Raw genomic sequence first — 18,539 nt, 5'->3', positions numbered from 1 at the left:
TGATATAGTTCGCCGCCAGTTCGGCCCGCTCGGCGGATGTGCTTTTGTCAGACAGCCAGGCGTCCGAGTGAGAGGCTGCATCGCAAGGAGTTTAGATGAGTGCCGATAACGCCTACGCGGTCGAGCTGAAGGGACTGACCTTCAAGCGCGGTGCGCGCAGCATTTTCAATAACGTCGATATCCGTATTCCCCGCGGCAAGGTCACCGGCATCATGGGGCCTTCCGGGTGTGGCAAGACCACGCTGTTGCGGTTGATGGGCGCACAATTGCGGCCTACCAATGGCGAAGTCTGGGTCAACGGTCAGAACCTGCCAAAACTGTCGCGCAGCGATCTGTTCGACGCCCGCAAGCACATGGGCGTGCTGTTTCAGAGCGGCGCACTCTTTACCGACCTCGATGTCTTCGAGAACGTCGCCTTTCCGCTGCGTGTTCACACCCAACTGCCGGAAGAAATGATCCGCGACATCGTCCTGCTCAAATTGCAGGCCGTGGGTTTGCGCGGCGCCCTTGACCTGATGCCCGATGAGCTGTCCGGCGGCATGAAGCGCCGCGTCGCGCTGGCGAGGGCGATTGCGCTTGATCCGCAAATTCTCATGTACGACGAGCCCTTTGTCGGCCAGGACCCTATCGCCATGGGCGTACTGGTGCGCCTGATCCGCTTGCTCAACGATGCATTGGGCATCACCAGCATCGTGGTCTCCCACGACCTGGCCGAAACCGCGAGCATCGCCGATTACATCTATGTGGTCGGCGACGGGCAGGTGTTGGGGCAGGGCACGCCTGACGAGCTGATGAACTCGGACGAGCCGCGTATCCGTCAATTCATGACAGGCGATCCGGACGGTCCGGTCCCCTATCACTTTCCAGCGACGGACTACCGAGCAGATCTTCTGGGGAAGCGTTGATGCGCAAGATTTCACTTATAGAGCGAGTGCGCCGGTTCGGCCAGGCCGGCATCGATGTGCTGTCGGTGTTCGGACGTTCGGCGATATTTCTGTTTCACGCGCTTCTTGGGCGTGGCGGTATTGGCGGCGGATTTGGCTTGCTGGTCAAGCAGCTGCACTCGGTGGGCGTGATGTCCCTGGTGATCATCGTGGTCTCCGGTGTGTTCATCGGCATGGTACTGGCGCTGCAAGGGTTCAACATTCTGTCCAGCTACGGTTCGGAGCAGGCGGTCGGGCAGATGGTGGCGCTGACGCTGCTGCGCGAACTGGGCCCCGTGGTGACTGCGTTGCTGTTTGCCGGGCGTGCCGGTTCGGCGCTGACGGCGGAAATCGGCAACATGAAGTCCACCGAACAGCTGTCCAGCCTGGAAATGATCGGGGTCGACCCGCTCAAGTACATTATTGCCCCGCGCCTCTGGGCCGGCTTCATTTCCCTGCCGGTGCTGGCCATGATTTTCAGCGTGGTGGGCATCTGGGGCGGTTCGTGGGTAGCGGTCGACTGGCTGGGTGTCTATGAAGGTTCCTACTGGTCGAACATGCAGAACAGCGTGACGTTCACGGATGATGTGCTCAACGGCATCATCAAAAGCATCGTCTTCGCCTTTGTCGTGACCTGGATCGCCGTATTCCAAGGCTATGACTGCGAGCCCACTTCCGAGGGGATCAGTCGTGCCACTACCAAGACCGTGGTGTATGCCTCCCTGGCAGTACTGGGCCTGGACTTTATTCTGACCGCTTTGATGTTTGGAGATTTCTGATGCAAAACCGCACCCTGGAAATCGGTGTCGGCCTTTTCTTGCTGGCTGGCATCCTGGCTTTGTTGCTGCTGGCGCTGCGGGTCAGTGGCCTCTCGCCGAGCCCGAGCACCGACACCTATAAACTTTATGCATACTTTGACAATATCGCCGGTTTGACGGTCAGAGCCAAAGTAACCATGGCGGGTGTCACCATCGGCAAGGTCACCGCAATCGATCTGGATCGCGACAGTTTCACCGGTCGGGTGACCATGCAGGTGGAAAAACGCGTAGATAACCTGCCCGCCGACTCCACTGCATCTATCCTGACCGCTGGCCTGTTGGGCGAGAAGTACATCGGTATCAGCGTGGGCGGGGAAGAAGCCTTGCTCAAGGATGGCGGAACCATCCACGACACCCAGTCGTCGCTGGTGCTGGAAGACCTGATCGGTAAATTCCTGCTCAATACCGTTAGCAAAGACGCCAAATGAGGAGCTGTTAAATGATCTCAATCTTGCGACGTGGCCTGTTGGTATTGCTCGCGGCTTTGCCGTTGGTAGCTAACGCCGTGGCGGCGCCTTCCGCGCACGATCTGGTACAGGACACCACCAATCGGTTGCTCGCCGACCTGGCGGCCAACAAAGAGAAATACAAGAAGGACCCGAATGACTTTTATGCGGCGCTGAACACGATTGTCGGCCCCGTGGTGGATGCCGAGGGTATTTCCAAGAGCATCATGACGGTCAAGTACTCGCGTAAAGCCAGCCCTGCGCAAATGAAGACCTTTGAAGAAAACTTCAAGAAAGGTTTGTTCCAGTTCTATGGCAATGCGTTGCTTGAGTACAACAACCAGGGCATCGTCGTTGACCCCGCCAAGGATGAGTCGGGCGACCGCACCAGCGTCGGCATGACGGTCAAGGGCAGCAATGGCGCGATCTATCCAGTGCAGTACACACTCGAGAAGATCAATGGCGAGTGGAAGCTGCGCAACGTCATCATCAACGGCATCAACATCGGCAAGCTGTTCCGCGATCAGTTCGCCGATGCAATGTCGCGCAATGGCAACAACCTGCAGGCGACCATCGACAATTGGGCAGGGGAAGTTGCCAAAGCCAAGGCCGCTACCGAACAATCCGACCAGAAGCCAGCCCAATGAGTGATTCGGCCGTTCGCATGAACGAAACCGGCGAACTGTTGCTCAGTGGCGTGCTGGATTACCGCACCGGCCCAGGCCTGCGCGAGCAGGGGCAGGCGCTGATCAAGTCCAGCAAGGCTGCGGCCCTGGTGATCGATTGTTCGGCGGTGGAGAAGTCCAGCAGTGTCGGCCTGTCCTTGCTGCTGTGCTTCATGCGAGATGCCCAGGCGGCCGGCAAGGCGCTGAGCATCCGCGGGATGCCCGAAGACATGCGCGAAATTGCTCAGGTCAGTGAGTTGACCGAGCTGTTGGCGCATCCCTAACCCGCATCGATAAAGTAGCCCCCCGTCAGAGTCCTGCTCCGCGGGGTTCGCAGGCGCGGGGCTTTTTTGTATGATGTCCGACCCGCGCGCACAGGGCGCCGATTGAGGTTGAGCATGCAGGCCACCGAAGTGAAGAGCTTCCTTGAAGGAAAGCTGCCAGGAACTCAGGTAGAAGTTGAGGGCGAAGGCTGCAATTTCCAGCTGAACGTGATTAGCGATGAACTGGCGGCATTGAGCCCGGTCAAGCGTCAGCAGCAGATCTATGCCCATTTGAACCCGTGGATCACCGATGGCAGCATCCACGCGGTCACTATGAAATTTTTCAGCAGCGCGGCCTGGGCCGAGCGCACCTGAGCCCAAGGGCGTCGAGATTCTTATGGATAAATTGATTATTACTGGCGGAGCTCGTCTTGACGGCGAGATCCGCATCTCCGGGGCAAAGAACTCTGCCCTGCCGATCCTGGCTGCGACGCTGCTGTGCGATGGCCCTGTGACTGTGGCCAACCTGCCGCACCTGCACGACATCACCACCATGATCGAGCTGTTCGGTCGCATGGGCATCGAGCCTGTCATCGACGAGAAACTGGCCGTCGAAATCGACCCGCGCACCATCAAGACCCTGATCGCTCCGTACGAACTGGTGAAAACCATGCGTGCGTCGATCCTCGTACTGGGCCCGATGGTTGCCCGTTTCGGTGAAGCCGAAGTCGCACTGCCTGGCGGTTGCGCCATCGGTTCGCGTCCGGTTGACCTGCACATCCGTGGCCTCGAAGCCATGGGCGCGGTCATCGACGTTGAAGGCGGCTACATCAAGGCCAAGGCGCCGGAAGGCGGCCTGCGTGGCGCGCACTTCTTCTTCGACACCGTCAGTGTGACCGGTACCGAGAACATCATGATGGCCGCCGCTCTGGCCAAGGGCCGCAGTGTACTGGCCAACGCCGCACGCGAGCCTGAGGTCGTCGACCTGGCGAACTTCCTGAACGCCATGGGCGCCAAGGTTTCCGGTGCTGGCACCGACACCATCACCATCGATGGCGTCGAGCGTCTGCACACCACCACTTACAAAGTGATGCCCGACCGTATCGAAACCGGCACCTATCTGGTCGCCGCTGCCGTGACTGGCGGTCGCGTGAAGGTCAAGGACACCGATCCGACCATCCTCGAAGCCGTTCTGGAAAAACTCCGGGAAGCGGGCGCCGAAATCACCTGCGGCGAAGACTGGATCGAACTGAACATGCACGGCAAGCGGCCGAAAGCCGTCAACGTGCGTACCGCACCGTATCCGGCGTTCCCGACTGACATGCAAGCGCAGTTCATCTCCCTCAACGCCATTGCCGAAGGCACGGGCGCCGTGATCGAGACGATCTTCGAAAACCGCTTCATGCACGTTTATGAACTGCACCGCATGGGCGCCAAGATCCAGGTCGAAGGCAACACCGCCATCGTGACCGGCACCGAAAAGCTCAAGGGCGCGCCAGTCATGGCGACCGACCTGCGTGCTTCGGCCAGCCTGGTCATCTCGGCGCTGATCGCCGAAGGCGACACCCTGATCGATCGCATCTACCACATCGACCGTGGTTATGAGTGCATCGAAGAGAAACTGCAGATGCTCGGCGCCAAGATCCGCCGCGTACCGGGCTAGTTCCTGCTGCATGGGCATAAGGACATGCCCGTTGAATTGTTGAAGTCGAGCCGGATTCCGGCTCGACGTGTGTCCGGCGCCGTTTGCGACCGGGCATGAGTACCTTGATAAGGACTGACGTTTCCCATGTTGACCATCGCACTGTCCAAGGGCCGCATCCTTGATGACACCTTGCCGCTTCTGGCTGAAGCAGGCATCGTGCCGACCGAGAATCCGGACAAGAGTCGCAAGCTGATCATCCCCACGACCCAGGAAGATGTACGCCTGCTGATCGTGCGTGCCACCGATGTGCCGACCTACGTCGAGCATGGCGCCGCCGACCTGGGTGTCGCCGGTAAAGACGTGCTGATGGAATACGGCGGCCAGGGCCTGTACGAGCCACTGGACCTGCAAATTGCCCAGTGCAAACTGATGACGGCCGGCAAGGTCGGCGCAGTCGAGCCCAAGGGCCGTCTGCGTATCGCCACTAAATTCGTCAACGTTGCCAAGCGTTACTACGCCGAACAGGGCCGCCAGGTCGACATCATCAAGCTTTACGGTTCGATGGAACTGGCGCCTCTGATCGGCCTGGCCGACAAGATCATCGACGTGGTCGACACGGGTAACACGCTGCGGGCCAACGGTCTGGAGCCACAGGACTTCATTGCTGCCATCAGCTCCCGGCTGATCGTCAACAAAGCTTCGATGAAAATGCAACACGCCCGTATTCAGGCGTTGATCGACACCCTGCGCAAGGCAGTGGAGTCTCGACACCGCGGCTGATTCACCTGCGCGACCTTGAGTCGCGCCCGTCTATCCGCCTCATAGCCAGAATTCTCAGGTGCCCAAGCGGAAACGACTGCTAAGTTAGGGCGCCTGAGTTTTTGCCAATCCTATGAGGCTCTCGCTATGACCGCACCGACTGCAATTCGCCGACTCAACGCTGCTGACCCGGATTTCGCACATCATCTGGATCATCTGCTGAGCTGGGAAAGTGTGTCTGACGACTCGGTCAATCAGCGGGTGCTGGACATCATCAAGGCCGTGCGCGAGCGTGGCGATGCCGCGCTGGTGGAATTCACCCGTCAATTCGACGGGCTCGATGTCGCGTCAATGGCCGACCTGATCCTGCCGCGCGAACGCCTGGAACTGGCGCTCACGCGCATCACGGTAGCGCAGCGCGAAGCCCTGGAAAAAGCTGCGGCCCGGGTGCGCAGCTACCACGAAAAGCAGAAACAGGACTCCTGGACTTACACCGAGGCCGACGGCACGGTGCTGGGTCAGAAGGTCACGCCGCTGGACCGCGCCGGCCTGTATGTGCCGGGCGGCAAGGCGTCGTACCCGTCGTCAGTATTGATGAACGCCATTCCGGCCAAGGTTGCCGGTGTGACCGAAGTGGTCATGGTGGTGCCGACTCCGCGTGGCGAGATCAATGAGCTGGTGCTGGCCGCCGCCTGCATCTCCGGCGTCGACCGCGTGTTCACCATTGGCGGTGCACAAGCTGTCGCCGCGCTGGCCTACGGCACCGAAAGCGTGCCGAAGGTCGACAAAGTGGTGGGGCCGGGCAACATCTATGTCGCCACCGCCAAGCGCCACGTGTTTGGTCAGGTCGGCATCGACATGATCGCCGGTCCGTCCGAGATCCTCGTGGTGTGCGACGGTCAGACCGATCCGGACTGGATCGCCATGGACCTGTTCTCCCAGGCCGAGCACGATGAAGACGCCCAGGCGATCCTGGTCAGCCCCGACGCCGATTTCCTCGACAAAGTGGCCGACAGCATCGCCAGGCTGATGCCGACCATGGAGCGCGCGCAAATCATCGAAACCTCGATCAATGGTCGTGGTGCGCTGATCCAGGTTCGCGATATGGCCCAGGCCATCGAAGTGGCCAACCGCATCGCGCCGGAGCACCTGGAGTTGTCGGTGGCCGATCCGCAAGCCTGGCTGCCGCAGATCCGCCACGCCGGTGCGATCTTCATGGGCCGTCACACCTCCGAAGCCTTGGGCGACTATTGCGCGGGCCCGAACCACGTGTTGCCGACTTCCGGCACCGCGCGGTTCTCCTCGCCGCTGGGTGTTTACGACTTCCAGAAGCGCTCGTCGATCATCTTCTGCTCCGAGCAGGGGGCGTCCGAGCTGGGCAAAACCGCTTCCGTGCTGGCCCGTGGCGAGTCGCTGACCGCCCACGCCCGCAGTGCCGAATACCGTATCGTTGACGAACAAAAGGGAAACTGAGCATGAGTAAATTCTGGAGCCCGTTCGTCAAGAATCTGGTGCCTTACGTACCGGGCGAGCAGCCGAAACTGGCAAAACTGGTGAAGCTCAACACCAACGAAAACCCGTATGGCCCATCGCCCAAGGCGCTGGCCGCCATGCAGGCCGAGCTGAACGACAACCTGCGTTTGTACCCGGATCCGAACAGCGATCTGCTCAAGAATGCGGTCGCCAGGTATTACGGCGTGCAGAGCAATCAGGTGTTCCTCGGCAACGGTTCCGATGAAGTCCTGGCGCACATCTTTCACGGCTTGCTGCAGCACGATCAGCCGCTGCTGTTCCCGGATATCAGCTACAGCTTCTATCCGGTCTACTGCGGTCTGTACGGCATCCGGTTTGATGCGGTGCCGCTGGACGCGCACTTCCGGATCGACCCGGCGGACTACGCCAAGCCGAATGGCGGGATCATTTTCCCCAACCCGAATGCGCCGACCGGTTGCCTGCTGGCCCTCGACGCCATCGAGCAAATCCTCAAGGCCAGCCCGGATTCGGTGGTCGTGGTGGATGAGGCTTACATCGACTTCGGCGGAGAAACCGCGATCAGTCTGGTGGACCGTTATCCGAACCTGCTGGTGACTCAGACGCTGTCCAAGTCCCGTTCCCTGGCGGGTCTGCGGGTAGGTTTGGCGGTGGGGCATCCTGACCTCATCGAGGCGCTGGAGCGGATCAAGAACAGCTTCAACTCCTATCCGCTGGATCGGATGGCGAATGTCGGTGCGGCGGCCGCGTTTGAAGATCGTGAGTACTTCGACAAGACTTGCCGATTGGTCATCGAGAGTCGCGAGCAGTTGATTGCACAGCTGCAGGCCAAGGGTTTCGAAGTATTGCCGTCGGCAGCGAACTTCATTTTCGCCCGTCACCCGCAGCACGATGCGGCGGGGCTGGCGGCGAAGTTGCGTGAGCAAGGCGTGATCGTCCGGCACTTCAAGCAGGAGCGGATTGCTCAGTTCCTGCGGATTTCCATCGGTACGCCGGAGCAGAACCAGGCGTTGATCGACGGTTTAGGCGATCTGTAAACCATCCCCGATCCTGTGGGAGCGAGCTCGCTCCCACAGTGTTTAGTGTTGTTTTGACTTACTCGTGATGCGGTTCGCCCAGGAATGTCAGCGAACTGAACAATCCACGGCTTCTTACGTCAGCGCTGTCCTTCACCGGCACTTCCACCTGAGCCGAAATCACATTCAACCCTTCATTGCGCACCAGCACTTGCGCCCGACCGTCCGCGTCGGTTTCGGTGCTCAAGGTGTTCGGCGCATTGCGATAGTCACCCACCAACTTCACGCCTGCCGCCGGTTTTCCATCCAGTAGCACACGCACCGGCAGCGAATTGCCCGGCCCCACGGTCAGCGGATCGACTTCCGGCAAAATCAGCAACTTCAGCTGATCAAGCCTGGGCAACCTGGCGGCCGACTGATAAATCGCCAGGCTGTACTTGAACGTCTGTGTCGACTCGATCGCGCCCGGTACTTTACTGCGCCCCTCGTTGACCCACTTCTTGTCGGCGGTCTGCGACCACATGCCATTGTCCAGTGCCACGGCGATCACCGCGGGCGGTTTCAGCGGTTGCAGGCGCGCGTGATCAGGCAGGCGCTGGACGGTCACCGGAATCATTTTCCCGCTGATGTCATACGCCCAGGCGCCGCTGATTTTCTGCGCCTTGAAGGCATTGTCCTCGGCGCCGTGGCCGTAAATCACTTCGATGTTGCCGCGACGCTGTTCAGTCCAGAGACCATGGGCCGAGACCTCATGGGTGAACAATAGACCGAGCAGGGCCAGGGATTTGAGAGAGGGCATGGAGATGTCCTTTTATAGAGTGAGTGTCAGGCTGACGGTGAAATTGCGCGGCTCGCCGGGGTTGACCCAGTAATGGCTGTAGGAACGCTCGAAGTATTTCTCGTCGAAAACGTTGTTGAGGTTCAGGCCCACAGTGACGTTGTCGCTGGCCTTGTAATGGGCCAGCAGGTCAACCGTGTGATAAGCCGGCAATTCGAAGTCGCTGCCGGCTTCGCCCGAGCGGTCGCCGACATAGGTGAAGGCCGCACCGACATCGGATCCGCGCAAGCGACCGTCCTGAAACGCATAAACCCCCAGCAAACTGCCGCTGTGTTTGGCGACGCCGAGAATTCGGCTGCCGGTTGGAATGACCTTGTCGCCCTCGGTGACTTCAGCATCGATGTAGGCGAAGGCGCCGATCACCCGTACGGCATCGGTGACTTGCCCGGCGACTTGCAGATCGAAACCCTGGCTGCGGGCCTTGCCCATGGCGCGGCTGGTGTCGGTGCCCGGGTCGAGGGCGAGGACGTTTTTCTTTTCGATATGGAAGGCGGCGAGGGTGCTGCTCAAACGGTCGTCGAACAGCTCGCTCTTGATCCCGATTTCATAGCCAACACCTTCTTCCGGATCAAAGGATCTGCCGGCGGCGTCCAGGCCATTGTTCGGTTTGAACGAAGTGGAGGCGTTGGCGAACAGGCCGATTTCGGGTGTCAGCTGATACAGCAGTCCGGCCCGTTGCGTAAGGGCGTCGTGGTGCTGGCGGCTGGTGGAGTTGCGCGTGTGATCGTCGATGCTTTGCTCGAACCGTTCGAGACGCGCACCGAGCATGCCTCGCAACGTGTCAGTGAAGAGGATCTGATCCTGCAGGTTCAGGGCGCGGCTTTCGACGTGTTCGAAGAAGTCAGTGCCGGAACGTGCGCCGCCTGGTTTCGGCTGGCCATAGAGCGGTTGGTCAATGTCGATGGCGTAGGGGCTGCCGGCGATGGTCGTCACGCGCTCGTTCTTGCGGTAGTTCTCGTATTCACTGCCGATCAGTAGTTCGTGCTGCCACGGACCGGTGTCGAATAATCCGCGCAGTTCGAGTTGGGTAATGCTGTCGTGCCAATCGTTATCCCGCTCGCGGTAGCGTCGGTTGACGGTGTGGCCATCGGCATTCAAGGCGCGCGCTTCCGAGGCGAAGCCCCAGAGTTTGCCTTGCTTGTAGTGACTGGCCAGGCGCAGTTTCCAGGTGTCGTTCAGGTGATGTTCGAGCGCGGCTTGCAGCAGGTTGTTGTGGTTGTCGGTGTCGCCATCGTTGGGTTCGCCGAGGAAGGTCGAACGAGACACGCCACTCCACGCGTTGTTCGGCGCGACGATGCCGCGGTCGAATGTGGAGCGGTGGCGCATGAACTCGCTTTCCACCAGCAGCGTCGTGTCGGGATTGAGTTGCCAACTGAAGGAGGGCGCGACGAACACCCGCTCACGATCAACGTGATCGCGAAAGCTCTGGCCGTCCTCGACGGCCAGGTTTACCCGCGACAACACGTTGCCGTCCTCATCCAGTGGGGTGTTGACGTCCAGCGCGGTGCGGTAGCGATCCCAACTGCCAGCGCTGGTTTGCAGGGTGGCGAAGGCTTCGGGTCGGGGTTTTTTGGTGACGATATTCACCGTGCCGCCCGGATCGCCCCGACCGTAAAGACTGGCAGCAGGGCCTTTGAGCACTTCGATGCGTTCGATACTCGCCACGTCCGGCGTGCTCGGGTAGCCGCGATTGGCGCTGAATCCGTCCTTGTAGAATTCCGAGGTGGTGAAGCCACGCACGCTGTATTCGTAGAGCGTCAGGCCGCCGAAGTTGTTCTGTTTCGACACGCCGCCCGCGAAGTCCAGTGCACGCTCGACGCTGATGCTGCCCAAGTCGTTGAGCACACTGACGGGAATCACGCTGATCGATTGCGGGATGTCGCGAATGGCGGTGTCGGTTTTGGTTGCGCTGGAAGAGCGGGTGGCGCGGTAGCCATCGACCGGGCCGGTGGCGGATTCGTAATCTGAAGTGACGCTGATTGCGTCCAGTTCGAGGGTTCGCGGTTCTTCGGCGAAGACCGGATTCCCCAGCAGCCCGAGGGCAAGACTGGCCACGGAGGCCTTTGTTCGAGACGACATGTTATGTTGTTCCAATTCCTAGAATTGAAACAATATAACATGTCTAATGAGAATGTCTGCCAATGGCCCGAAATGCTCGGGCCGGGTTTAGTTTTCTTCTTTTTCCTTCACCGGAGCCGGCGGCGGACGCAAGCCGATTTCCGCGGTGAGCTTGAGCTCCTTGCCGTTGCGCATCACTTGAACAGTGACCTTGTCAGTCGGTTTGATCCGCGCGACCTGATTCATCGAGCGACGGCCATCACCGGCCGGTTCGCCGTCGATGCTGAGGATCACATCGCCCAACTGCAGGCCGGCCTTCTGCGCCGGGCCGTCGCGGAAAATCCCGGCGACGACGATGCCCGGACGTCCAGAAAGACCGAAGGACTCCGCCAGTTCCTGGGTCAATGGCTGCACTTCAATACCCAGCCAGCCGCGAATCACCTGGCCGTGCTCGATGATCGACTTCATCACTTCCATTGCCAGTTTGATCGGGATCGCGAAGCCGATGCCCTGGGAGCCACCTGACTTGGAAAAAATCGCCGTGTTGATACCGGTCAGGTTGCCGTTGGCATCCACCAGTGCACCCCCGGAGTTGCCGGGGTTGATCGCGGCGTCGGTCTGGATGAAGTCTTCGTAGTTGTTCAGGCCCAACTGGTTACGCCCGGTCGCACTGATGATGCCCATGGTCACGGTCTGGCCGACACCGAACGGGTTGCCGATGGCCAGGGCCACATCGCCGATGCGGATGTTGTCGGAACGGCCGACGGTGATCGCCGGCAAGTTCTTCAAATCGATCTTCAGCACCGCGAGGTCGGTCTCCGGGTCGCTGCCGATCACCCGGGCCAGGGTTTCGCGCCCGTCCTTGAGCGCGACCACTATCTGGTCGGCACCGCTGGTCACGTGGTTGTTGGTCAGGATGTAGCCTTCCGGACTCATGATCACGCCCGAACCGAGGCTCGACTCCATGCGTTTCTGCTTGGGCGAGTTATCGCCGAAGAAACGGCGGAACTGCGGATCTTCGAACAACGGGTGGTTGGGTTTGTTGATGACTTTGGTGGTGTACAGGTTCACCACGGATGGCGCGGCCGTAGTCACCGCGTCAGCATAGGACACCGGACCTTGCTGCATGCTGGTGGTCTGCGGGGCTTGCTGCAGATTGACGTCGAGGCTTGGCAGCCCGACCCACTGCGGGTAACGCTGGATTATCAACAGAGCGACAAGCACGCCGGCCAGTAGCGGCCAGCCGGAAAAACGCAGCGCCTTGAGCATTAAGCACGTCCTGAGAGGGTTGCAGGCGGTATCGGACCGCCCATAATGACGCGCATTATACGAGGCCGCGCGTGCCTCTGAACGGGATATTTAGGAGTCTTTCATGGCCGTCGCCCTGAGCACCCTGGTCGAAGAAGCCGACCGTTACCTCAGCAGTTCGAAAATTGCCGATTACTGCCCCAACGGCCTGCAGGTCGAAGGCCGGCCGCAAGTGATGCGCATTGTCAGTGGCGTCACCGCCAGCCAGGCGTTGCTCGATGCCGCCGTGGAAGCCAACGCCGACCTGGTGCTGGTGCACCATGGCTATTTCTGGAAGGGCGAAAACCCGTGCATCACCGGCATGAAGCAGCGTCGCCTGAAGACATTGCTCAAGCACGATATCAGCCTGCTGTCCTATCACCTGCCGCTGGATCTGCACCCGGATGTCGGTAACAACGTGCAGTTGGCCCGGCAGCTCGACATCACCGTCGAAGGCCCGCTGGACCCGGACAACCTGAAGATTGTCGGTCTGGTCGGTTCGTTGAGTGAGCCGATGATGCCTCGGGATTTTGCCCGCCGGGTCCAGGAAGTCATGGGCCGCGAGCCCTTGCTGGTCGAGGGCAGCAAGATGATTCGTCGGGTCGGCTGGTGCACGGGGGGCGGTCAGGGCTACATCGATCAGGCCATTCTGGCGGGTGTCGACCTGTACCTGAGCGGCGAGGCTTCCGAGCAAACGTTCCACAGCGCGCGGGAAAACGACATCAGCTTCATCGCCGCCGGCCACCACGCCACCGAGCGTTATGGCGTTCAGGCGCTGGGGGATTACCTGGCGCGACGCTTTGCCCTCGAACACATCTTCATCGATTGCCCGAACCCAATCTGACAAAACGCTGTCCCTGTAGGAGCGAGCCTGCTCGCGATGAACCCGAGAACGCCGCGGGGTGTCAGGCCCCCAGCGTTATCGTTGACGAACATCGCGAGCCGGCTCGCTCCTGCAGGGGGCGGGTTCTGCCCAAACGAGGGGGCATATTCATATGCTCTTTCGTTCTAGTTGGCGTCCTGATTAGAAGTGGGCGCTGTGCTAGGATTCCTCGCTCGAACACGGCCCGCTGGCCGTTCATAAGAAAGCTTTCGTGAGTAGCCATGGTCGACAAACTGACGCATCTGAAACAGCTGGAGGCGGAAAGCATCCACATCATCCGCGAGGTGGCCGCCGAGTTCGATAACCCGGTGATGCTGTACTCCATCGGTAAAGACTCCGCCGTGATGCTGCACCTGGCACGCAAGGCGTTTTTCCCTGGCAAGCTGCCGTTTCCGGTGATGCATGTCGACACCCGCTGGAAATTCCAGGAGATGTACGCCTTCCGCGACAAAATGGTCGCCGAGCTGGGTCTCGACCTGATCACCCATGTGAACCCGGACGGCGTGGCGCAAGGCATCAACCCGTTTACCCACGGCAGTGCCAAGCACACCGACATCATGAAGACCGAAGGCCTGAAGCAGGCATTGGACAAATATGGTTTCGACGCCGCTTTCGGTGGTGCTCGTCGCGATGAAGAGAAATCCCGCGCCAAGGAGCGCGTGTATTCGTTCCGCGACAGCAAGCACCGCTGGGATCCGAAAAACCAGCGCCCGGAGCTCTGGAACGTCTACAACGGCAAGGTCAACAAGGGCGAATCCATTCGTGTGTTCCCGTTGTCGAACTGGACTGAACTGGACATCTGGCAGTACATCTACCTTGAAGGCATCCCGATCGTCCCGCTGTACTTCGCCGCCGAGCGTGAAGTCATCGAGAAGAACGGCACGCTGATCATGATCGACGACGAGCGCATCCTCGAACACCTGAGCGATGAAGACAAAGCGCGCATCGTCAAAAAGAAAGTGCGTTTCCGTACCCTTGGCTGCTACCCGTTGACGGGCGCGGTGGAGTCCGAGGCCGAAAGCCTCACGGACATCATTCAGGAAATGCTCCTGACGCGAACTTCCGAGCGCCAGGGCCGTGTCATCGACCACGATGGCGCCGGCTCGATGGAAGACAAGAAACGTCAAGGTTATTTCTAAGGGGCTGTCATGTCGCATCAATCTGATTTGATCAGCGAGGACATCCTCGCCTACCTGGGCCAGCACGAACGTAAAGAGCTGCTGCGCTTTCTGACCTGCGGTAACGTCGACGACGGCAAGAGCACCCTGATCGGGCGTCTGCTGCACGACTCCAAGATGATCTACGAAGATCACCTGGAAGCCATTACCCGCGATTCGAAAAAAGTCGGCACCACCGGTGAAGACATCGACCTGGCGTTGCTGGTCGACGGCCTGCAGGCCGAGCGTGAGCAAGGCATCACCATTGATGTCGCGTACCGCTATTTCTCCACCGCCAAGCGCAAGTTCATCATCGCCGACACCCCTGGCCATGAGCAGTACACCCGCAACATGGCCACCGGTGCATCCACCTGTGACCTGGCGATCATCCTGGTCGACGCCCGTTACGGCGTGCAGACCCAGACCCGTCGCCACAGCTTCATTGCCTCGCTGTTGGGCATCAAGCACATCGTCGTCGCCATCAACAAGATGGACCTCAAGGACTTCGATCAGGGCGTGTTCGAGTCGATCAAGGCCGACTACCTGAAGTTCGCCGAAGGCTTGAAGATGAAGCCGACGAGCATGCACTTCGTGCCGATGTCTGCCCTCAAGGGCGACAACGTGGTGAACAAGTCCGAGCGCTCGCCGTGGTACACCGGCCAGTCGCTGATGGAAATTCTCGAAACCGTGGAAGTGGCGGGCGATCGCAACTTCACCGACCTGCGTTTCCCGGTGCAGTACGTCAACCGTCCGAACCTGAACTTCCGTGGTTTCGCCGGCACCCTGGCCAGTGGCATCGTCAAGAAAGGCGACGAAGTCGTGGTCCTGCCGTCGGGCAAGAGCAGCCGCGTGAAATCCATCGTCACCTTCGAGGGTGAGCTGGAGCACGCCGGTCCAGGTCAAGCGGTGACGCTGACCATGGAAGATGAAATCGACATCTCCCGCGGCGACCTGTTGGTCCACGCCGACAACGTGCCGCCGGTCACCGACAGCTTCGAAGCGATGCTGGTGTGGATGGCTGAAGAGCCGATGCTGCCGGGTAAGAAATACGACATCAAACGCGCCACCAGTTACGTGCCGGGCTCCATCGCCAGCATCGTCAACAAGGTCGACGTGAACACCCTCGAAGAAGGCCCGGCCAGCGCGTTGCAGCTGAACGAAATCGGTAAGGTCAAGATCGCGCTCGACGCGCCGATTGCCCTCGACGGTTACGACAGCAACCGCACCACCGGCGCGTTCATCATTATCGACCGCCTGACCAACGGCACCGTGGGCGCCGGCATGATCGTCGCCCAGCCTCTGGCACACGGCAGTGCCACGCACCACGGCAAACTGGCCCACGTCGCCACCGAAGAACGCGCCCAGCGCTTCGGCCAGCAACCGGCCACCGTGTTGTTCAGCGGCCTGTCGGGCGCAGGCAAGAGCACCCTGGCATATGCCGTGGAGCGCAAACTGTTCGACATGGGTCGTGCGGTGTATGTGCTCGATGGCCAGAACCTGCGTCACGACCTGAACAAGGGTCTGCCACAGGATCGCGCCGGGCGTACCGAGAACTGGCGTCGTGCCGCGCACGTCGCGCGTCAGTTCAACGAAGCCGGTTTGCTGACCCTGGCGGCGTTCGTTGCGCCGAGCTCCGAAGGTCGTGAACAGGCCAAGGAACTGATCGGCAAGGAGCGTCTGCTGACGGTCTACGTCCAGGCTTCGCCAGCGGTCTGTGCCGAACGCGATCCACAAGGCCTGTACGCGGCGGCCGGCGATAACATCCCGGGCGAGTCCTTCCCGTACGACGTGCCGCTGGATGCCGATCTGGTGATCGACACCCAATCGCTGTCGCTGGAAGAAAGCGTCAAGCAAGTGCTGGATCTGCTGCGCAAGCGTGGCGCGATCTAAGCTCAAAGCAGCGGCAAGCTTCTAGCTTCAAGCTGCAAGAAAAAGCCCGCAGACAGGTAACTGTCTGCGGGCTTTTTTTGTGCTCGGAAAAACGCGTGAATGGCCAGCGTTGTTGGTGCTTGGGAAATGGACTACAGGGATATCGGAACTCGTAAGTTACATTTGTTTGCATAGGGAGATATTGTTGTTAGCAGATATGAGGTTGATATCTGTTTCGGTTTTTTTTTGGGGGGGGCGAAAAGAAAATACAAAGCGCAGGGTTTTTGAATTTTAAGCGCTCTGAAATATTAAAGTTTAAAGATTTGGATTTCTCGGTGAGAAAAATCTGAGTTTCGAGCGGTGCCAATCCCTGTCAGGTGTGAGTGTTAAATGTTGTTTTTGATAGGCGTCTGGAGGTACGTGTGCCTGCAAAGAATTTATATGCCAATCCTGGATATGTTACTGGGGTCGGAGAGAATGTTTCCTTACTATTTTTGTTTTTTGTTCTGGTTTTGGTCTCGGTTCTTGTATATGGAAAAATACAGGAAATCCCTCCCTTGCCGGAAAGGCTGGTTAGGGAGAGTGCTTATTTGTATAAAGATGTTTCGCACTCAAGGAATGATTCATTTTTATATTTGAGGGTCGGGCTGAATGATGATGCCTATAACTACATTATTGAAGCTTCTGCTAGTGACATTCAGAACTTGGATTTGAGGAAGGGGCAAAAATTATGGGTTGCTGTAGATTCAGATCGGGCTAAACGGTTTGTTTGGTGGGTCTATGATGTTGATACCCATCTGTTGGTCAGTCGTGAGGATATATTGAGTTGGATAAAGCGTAGTAACAATGAGTGCTATTTTTTATTGGTGTGGTTGTCAGTTTTGTCATCATGCTTTCTGTTTGTTATTTTTCGAAATGGAATTTGGAACAGGGTTGTAGCGAAAAGGAGAGTGCATGAAAATCGAACGGATTGATAATGGAATATACGTGATTTATGACTTTCTGACGGAAAGCGAAGAAGTCGCCATAAACCTTTTGCTCAAGGGGGTTGTCTGGAGATAAAGCTGGCCAAATTATGAAGAACTGCTCTTTGTCAGGCCCTGCTGGCACGTGTTCATCTCGGTGTTTTGTCTAGTTTCGAAAAATACAAAGCTCTGGAGCTTTGCGTTTAAGCGATCTGAGGTATTTCACTTAAAAAAGTCGGGCTATTCGGTGCGCAAGATTTGAGATTCGAACGATTCCGAGCTCAGTCAGGTGTTGAATCCTTAATGTGATTTTCGATTGACGTTCTGGGAGTGCGTGTGCCTGCAAAGAATTTATATATCCCTCCTGAATATATTGCCGGGGTCGGTGAGATTGTTTTTTTAGTGTTTTTGTTTGTTGGTTTTGTTGTTGCTTCGGTCCCAATGTATGGAAAAGTACGGGAGATCCCTCCCTTGCCGGAACGGCTGGTTATGGAAAGTGCTTATTTGTATAGAGATGTTTTTCAGTCAAGAGCTACTTCATCTTTATATTTGAGGGTCGGGCTGGATGAGGATGCCTATAACTACATTATTGAAGCTTCTGCGAGTGACATTCAGCACCTGAATTTGAGGAAGGGGAAAAAATTGTGGGTTGCTGTGGATTCAGATCGGACTAAACGGTTTGTTTGGTGGGTCTATGATGTTGATACCAATTTGTTGATCGGCCGTAAAGATATATTGCTTTGGGTAAGGTCAAATAACATTGGGTGTTATTTTGTGCTGGCTGGTTGGTCAATTATATTGTCCTACTTGCTGTTTGTAATTGCTCGGAATGGGATTTGGAACAGGGTCGCTGCGAAAAGGAGAACGCATGAAACTCGAGAGAATTGATAATGGAATATATGTTATTGATGACTTTCTGATGGAAAGCGAAGAAGTCGCTATAAATCTTTTGCTCAAGGGGGCTGTCTGGAGATACAACTGGCCAAATTATGAAGAGTTGCCCTTCGTCAGGCCCTGCTGGCACGTGTTCATTGCGGGTAAAGGTCGCCCTGAGCGGCAGTCCTGCCTGGAAGAATTGAACGGCAATGAATCATGGCGTTTTCTGGTTGGTTTCTGGGAGCGATTTTCAGATCTACATGATTTCAATATGACGTTGTTAGGTGTTTACGCAAACGGACAGATGTTCGGGCAAGACACCATTATTCATCGTGATAACAAAACCCATCCGGGATTGACTGTTATCGTTTTCTGCAACGAGCACTGGCCCACGTCCTGGGGAGGAGAGCTCGTTTTCTATGATGATGCGAAAGAAAATGTCATTAAGGCTGTACTTCCAAAATCTCGTCGTGTGGTGGTTTTCGATGGGCGAATTCCACATGCGGCGAGATCACCTTCCGTCAAGTGTGATCAGGTAAGAATGACACTTGCGTTTAAAACTGTGATCAAGGAGTAATAT

19 protein-coding genes are annotated in these 18,539 nt (G+C 58.0%); 16 read left to right on the top strand and 3 right to left on the bottom strand.

Going from position 1 to position 18,539, the window contains the following annotated elements; genetic code table 11:
• Window positions 1-95 precede the first annotated feature (95 nt).
• The 10 genes from ACX3YF_RS02465 (at window position 96) to hisC (ending at window position 8,047) form a co-directional block, all read left to right on the top strand.
• The gene (locus tag ACX3YF_RS02465; protein ID WP_090467168.1) at window positions 96-905 is read left to right on the top strand and encodes an ATP-binding cassette domain-containing protein; all 810 of its coding nucleotides are present in this window, start codon (window positions 96-98) and stop codon (window positions 903-905) included.
• Entirely contained in the window at window positions 905-1,702 is a 798-nt protein-coding gene (mlaE, locus tag ACX3YF_RS02460) for a lipid asymmetry maintenance ABC transporter permease subunit MlaE (RefSeq protein WP_047537739.1), read from the top strand. Before ACX3YF_RS02465 ends, mlaE begins: the two co-directional genes overlap by 1 nt.
• Window positions 1,702-2,169, top strand: a complete 468-nt coding sequence (mlaD, locus tag ACX3YF_RS02455) for an outer membrane lipid asymmetry maintenance protein MlaD (RefSeq protein WP_047537743.1) — start codon at window positions 1,702-1,704, stop codon at window positions 2,167-2,169. Before mlaE ends, mlaD begins: the two co-directional genes overlap by 1 nt.
• Window positions 2,170-2,180: 11 nt before the next feature.
• The gene (locus ACX3YF_RS02450; RefSeq protein WP_130203959.1) at window positions 2,181-2,834 is read left to right on the top strand and encodes an MlaC/ttg2D family ABC transporter substrate-binding protein; all 654 of its coding nucleotides are present in this window, start codon (window positions 2,181-2,183) and stop codon (window positions 2,832-2,834) included.
• On the top strand, window positions 2,831-3,136 hold the full coding sequence (locus ACX3YF_RS02445) for an STAS domain-containing protein (protein WP_047537747.1): 306 nt from the start codon (window positions 2,831-2,833) through the stop codon (window positions 3,134-3,136). Before ACX3YF_RS02450 ends, ACX3YF_RS02445 begins: the two co-directional genes overlap by 4 nt.
• Before the next feature lie 114 nt (window positions 3,137-3,250).
• A complete protein-coding gene (locus ACX3YF_RS02440) occupies window positions 3,251-3,490 on the top strand; it encodes a BolA family protein (RefSeq protein WP_047537750.1) in 240 nt (79 codons plus the stop codon).
• 22 nt (window positions 3,491-3,512) lie between these two features.
• Window positions 3,513-4,778, top strand: coding sequence for a UDP-N-acetylglucosamine 1-carboxyvinyltransferase (gene murA / locus ACX3YF_RS02435; protein ID WP_090467169.1), 1,266 nt, complete (start codon window positions 3,513-3,515; stop codon window positions 4,776-4,778).
• Window positions 4,779-4,904: 126 nt separating this feature from the next.
• A complete protein-coding gene (gene hisG / locus ACX3YF_RS02430) occupies window positions 4,905-5,540 on the top strand; it encodes an ATP phosphoribosyltransferase (protein ID WP_008018703.1) in 636 nt (211 codons plus the stop codon).
• Between the two features lie 126 nt (window positions 5,541-5,666).
• Window positions 5,667-6,992 carry a histidinol dehydrogenase gene (gene hisD, locus ACX3YF_RS02425; RefSeq protein WP_130203961.1) on the top strand — a complete coding sequence of 442 codons (1,326 nt, stop codon included), beginning with the start codon at window positions 5,667-5,669 and terminating at the stop codon, window positions 6,990-6,992.
• 2 nt (window positions 6,993-6,994) lie between these two features.
• The gene (gene hisC / locus ACX3YF_RS02420) at window positions 6,995-8,047 is read left to right on the top strand and encodes a histidinol-phosphate transaminase (protein WP_130203962.1); all 1,053 of its coding nucleotides are present in this window, start codon (window positions 6,995-6,997) and stop codon (window positions 8,045-8,047) included.
• Window positions 8,048-8,105: 58 nt separating this feature from the next.
• Here hisC and ACX3YF_RS02415 read toward each other — a convergent pair whose 3' ends face one another.
• From ACX3YF_RS02415 to algW, 3 genes are all read right to left on the bottom strand, one after another.
• A complete protein-coding gene (locus ACX3YF_RS02415; RefSeq protein ID WP_458973364.1) occupies window positions 8,106-8,825 on the bottom strand; it encodes a DUF4198 domain-containing protein in 720 nt (239 codons plus the stop codon).
• 12 nt (window positions 8,826-8,837) lie between these two features.
• Window positions 8,838-10,943 (bottom strand): TonB-dependent siderophore receptor, encoded by a 2,106-nt coding sequence (locus tag ACX3YF_RS02410; protein ID WP_449104728.1) that lies wholly within the window; start codon window positions 10,941-10,943, stop codon window positions 8,838-8,840.
• A gap of 87 nt (window positions 10,944-11,030) precedes the next feature.
• Window positions 11,031-12,191 carry a Do family serine endopeptidase AlgW gene (algW, locus tag ACX3YF_RS02405; protein WP_130203965.1) on the bottom strand — a complete coding sequence of 387 codons (1,161 nt, stop codon included), beginning with the start codon at window positions 12,189-12,191 and terminating at the stop codon, window positions 11,031-11,033.
• Between the two features lie 103 nt (window positions 12,192-12,294).
• Here algW and ACX3YF_RS02400 point away from each other — a divergent pair, with 103 nt between their 5' ends.
• From ACX3YF_RS02400 to ACX3YF_RS02375, 6 genes are all read left to right on the top strand, one after another.
• A complete protein-coding gene (locus ACX3YF_RS02400; protein WP_130203966.1) occupies window positions 12,295-13,053 on the top strand; it encodes a Nif3-like dinuclear metal center hexameric protein in 759 nt (252 codons plus the stop codon).
• Between the two features lie 260 nt (window positions 13,054-13,313).
• Window positions 13,314-14,231, top strand: coding sequence for a sulfate adenylyltransferase subunit CysD (cysD, locus tag ACX3YF_RS02395; RefSeq protein WP_090316153.1), 918 nt, complete (start codon window positions 13,314-13,316; stop codon window positions 14,229-14,231).
• Between the two features lie 9 nt (window positions 14,232-14,240).
• On the top strand, window positions 14,241-16,139 hold the full coding sequence (cysN, locus tag ACX3YF_RS02390; RefSeq protein WP_458973363.1) for a sulfate adenylyltransferase subunit CysN: 1,899 nt from the start codon (window positions 14,241-14,243) through the stop codon (window positions 16,137-16,139).
• Between the two features lie 401 nt (window positions 16,140-16,540).
• Entirely contained in the window at window positions 16,541-17,092 is a 552-nt protein-coding gene (locus tag ACX3YF_RS02385; protein ID WP_130203968.1) for a hypothetical protein, read from the top strand.
• Window positions 17,093-17,419: 327 nt separating this feature from the next.
• Window positions 17,420-17,971 (top strand): hypothetical protein, encoded by a 552-nt coding sequence (locus tag ACX3YF_RS02380; protein ID WP_130203969.1) that lies wholly within the window; start codon window positions 17,420-17,422, stop codon window positions 17,969-17,971.
• Window positions 17,952-18,536, top strand: a complete 585-nt coding sequence (locus ACX3YF_RS02375; protein WP_458973362.1) for a 2OG-Fe(II) oxygenase — start codon at window positions 17,952-17,954, stop codon at window positions 18,534-18,536. Before ACX3YF_RS02380 ends, ACX3YF_RS02375 begins: the two co-directional genes overlap by 20 nt.
• Window positions 18,537-18,539: the final 3 nt, after the last annotated feature.

Source organism: Pseudomonas fluorescens group sp. PF-69 (assembly GCF_054481235.1).
The sequence above is the reverse complement of the archived record's forward strand: the minus strand, read 5'-3'. Positions and strand labels throughout refer to the sequence as shown.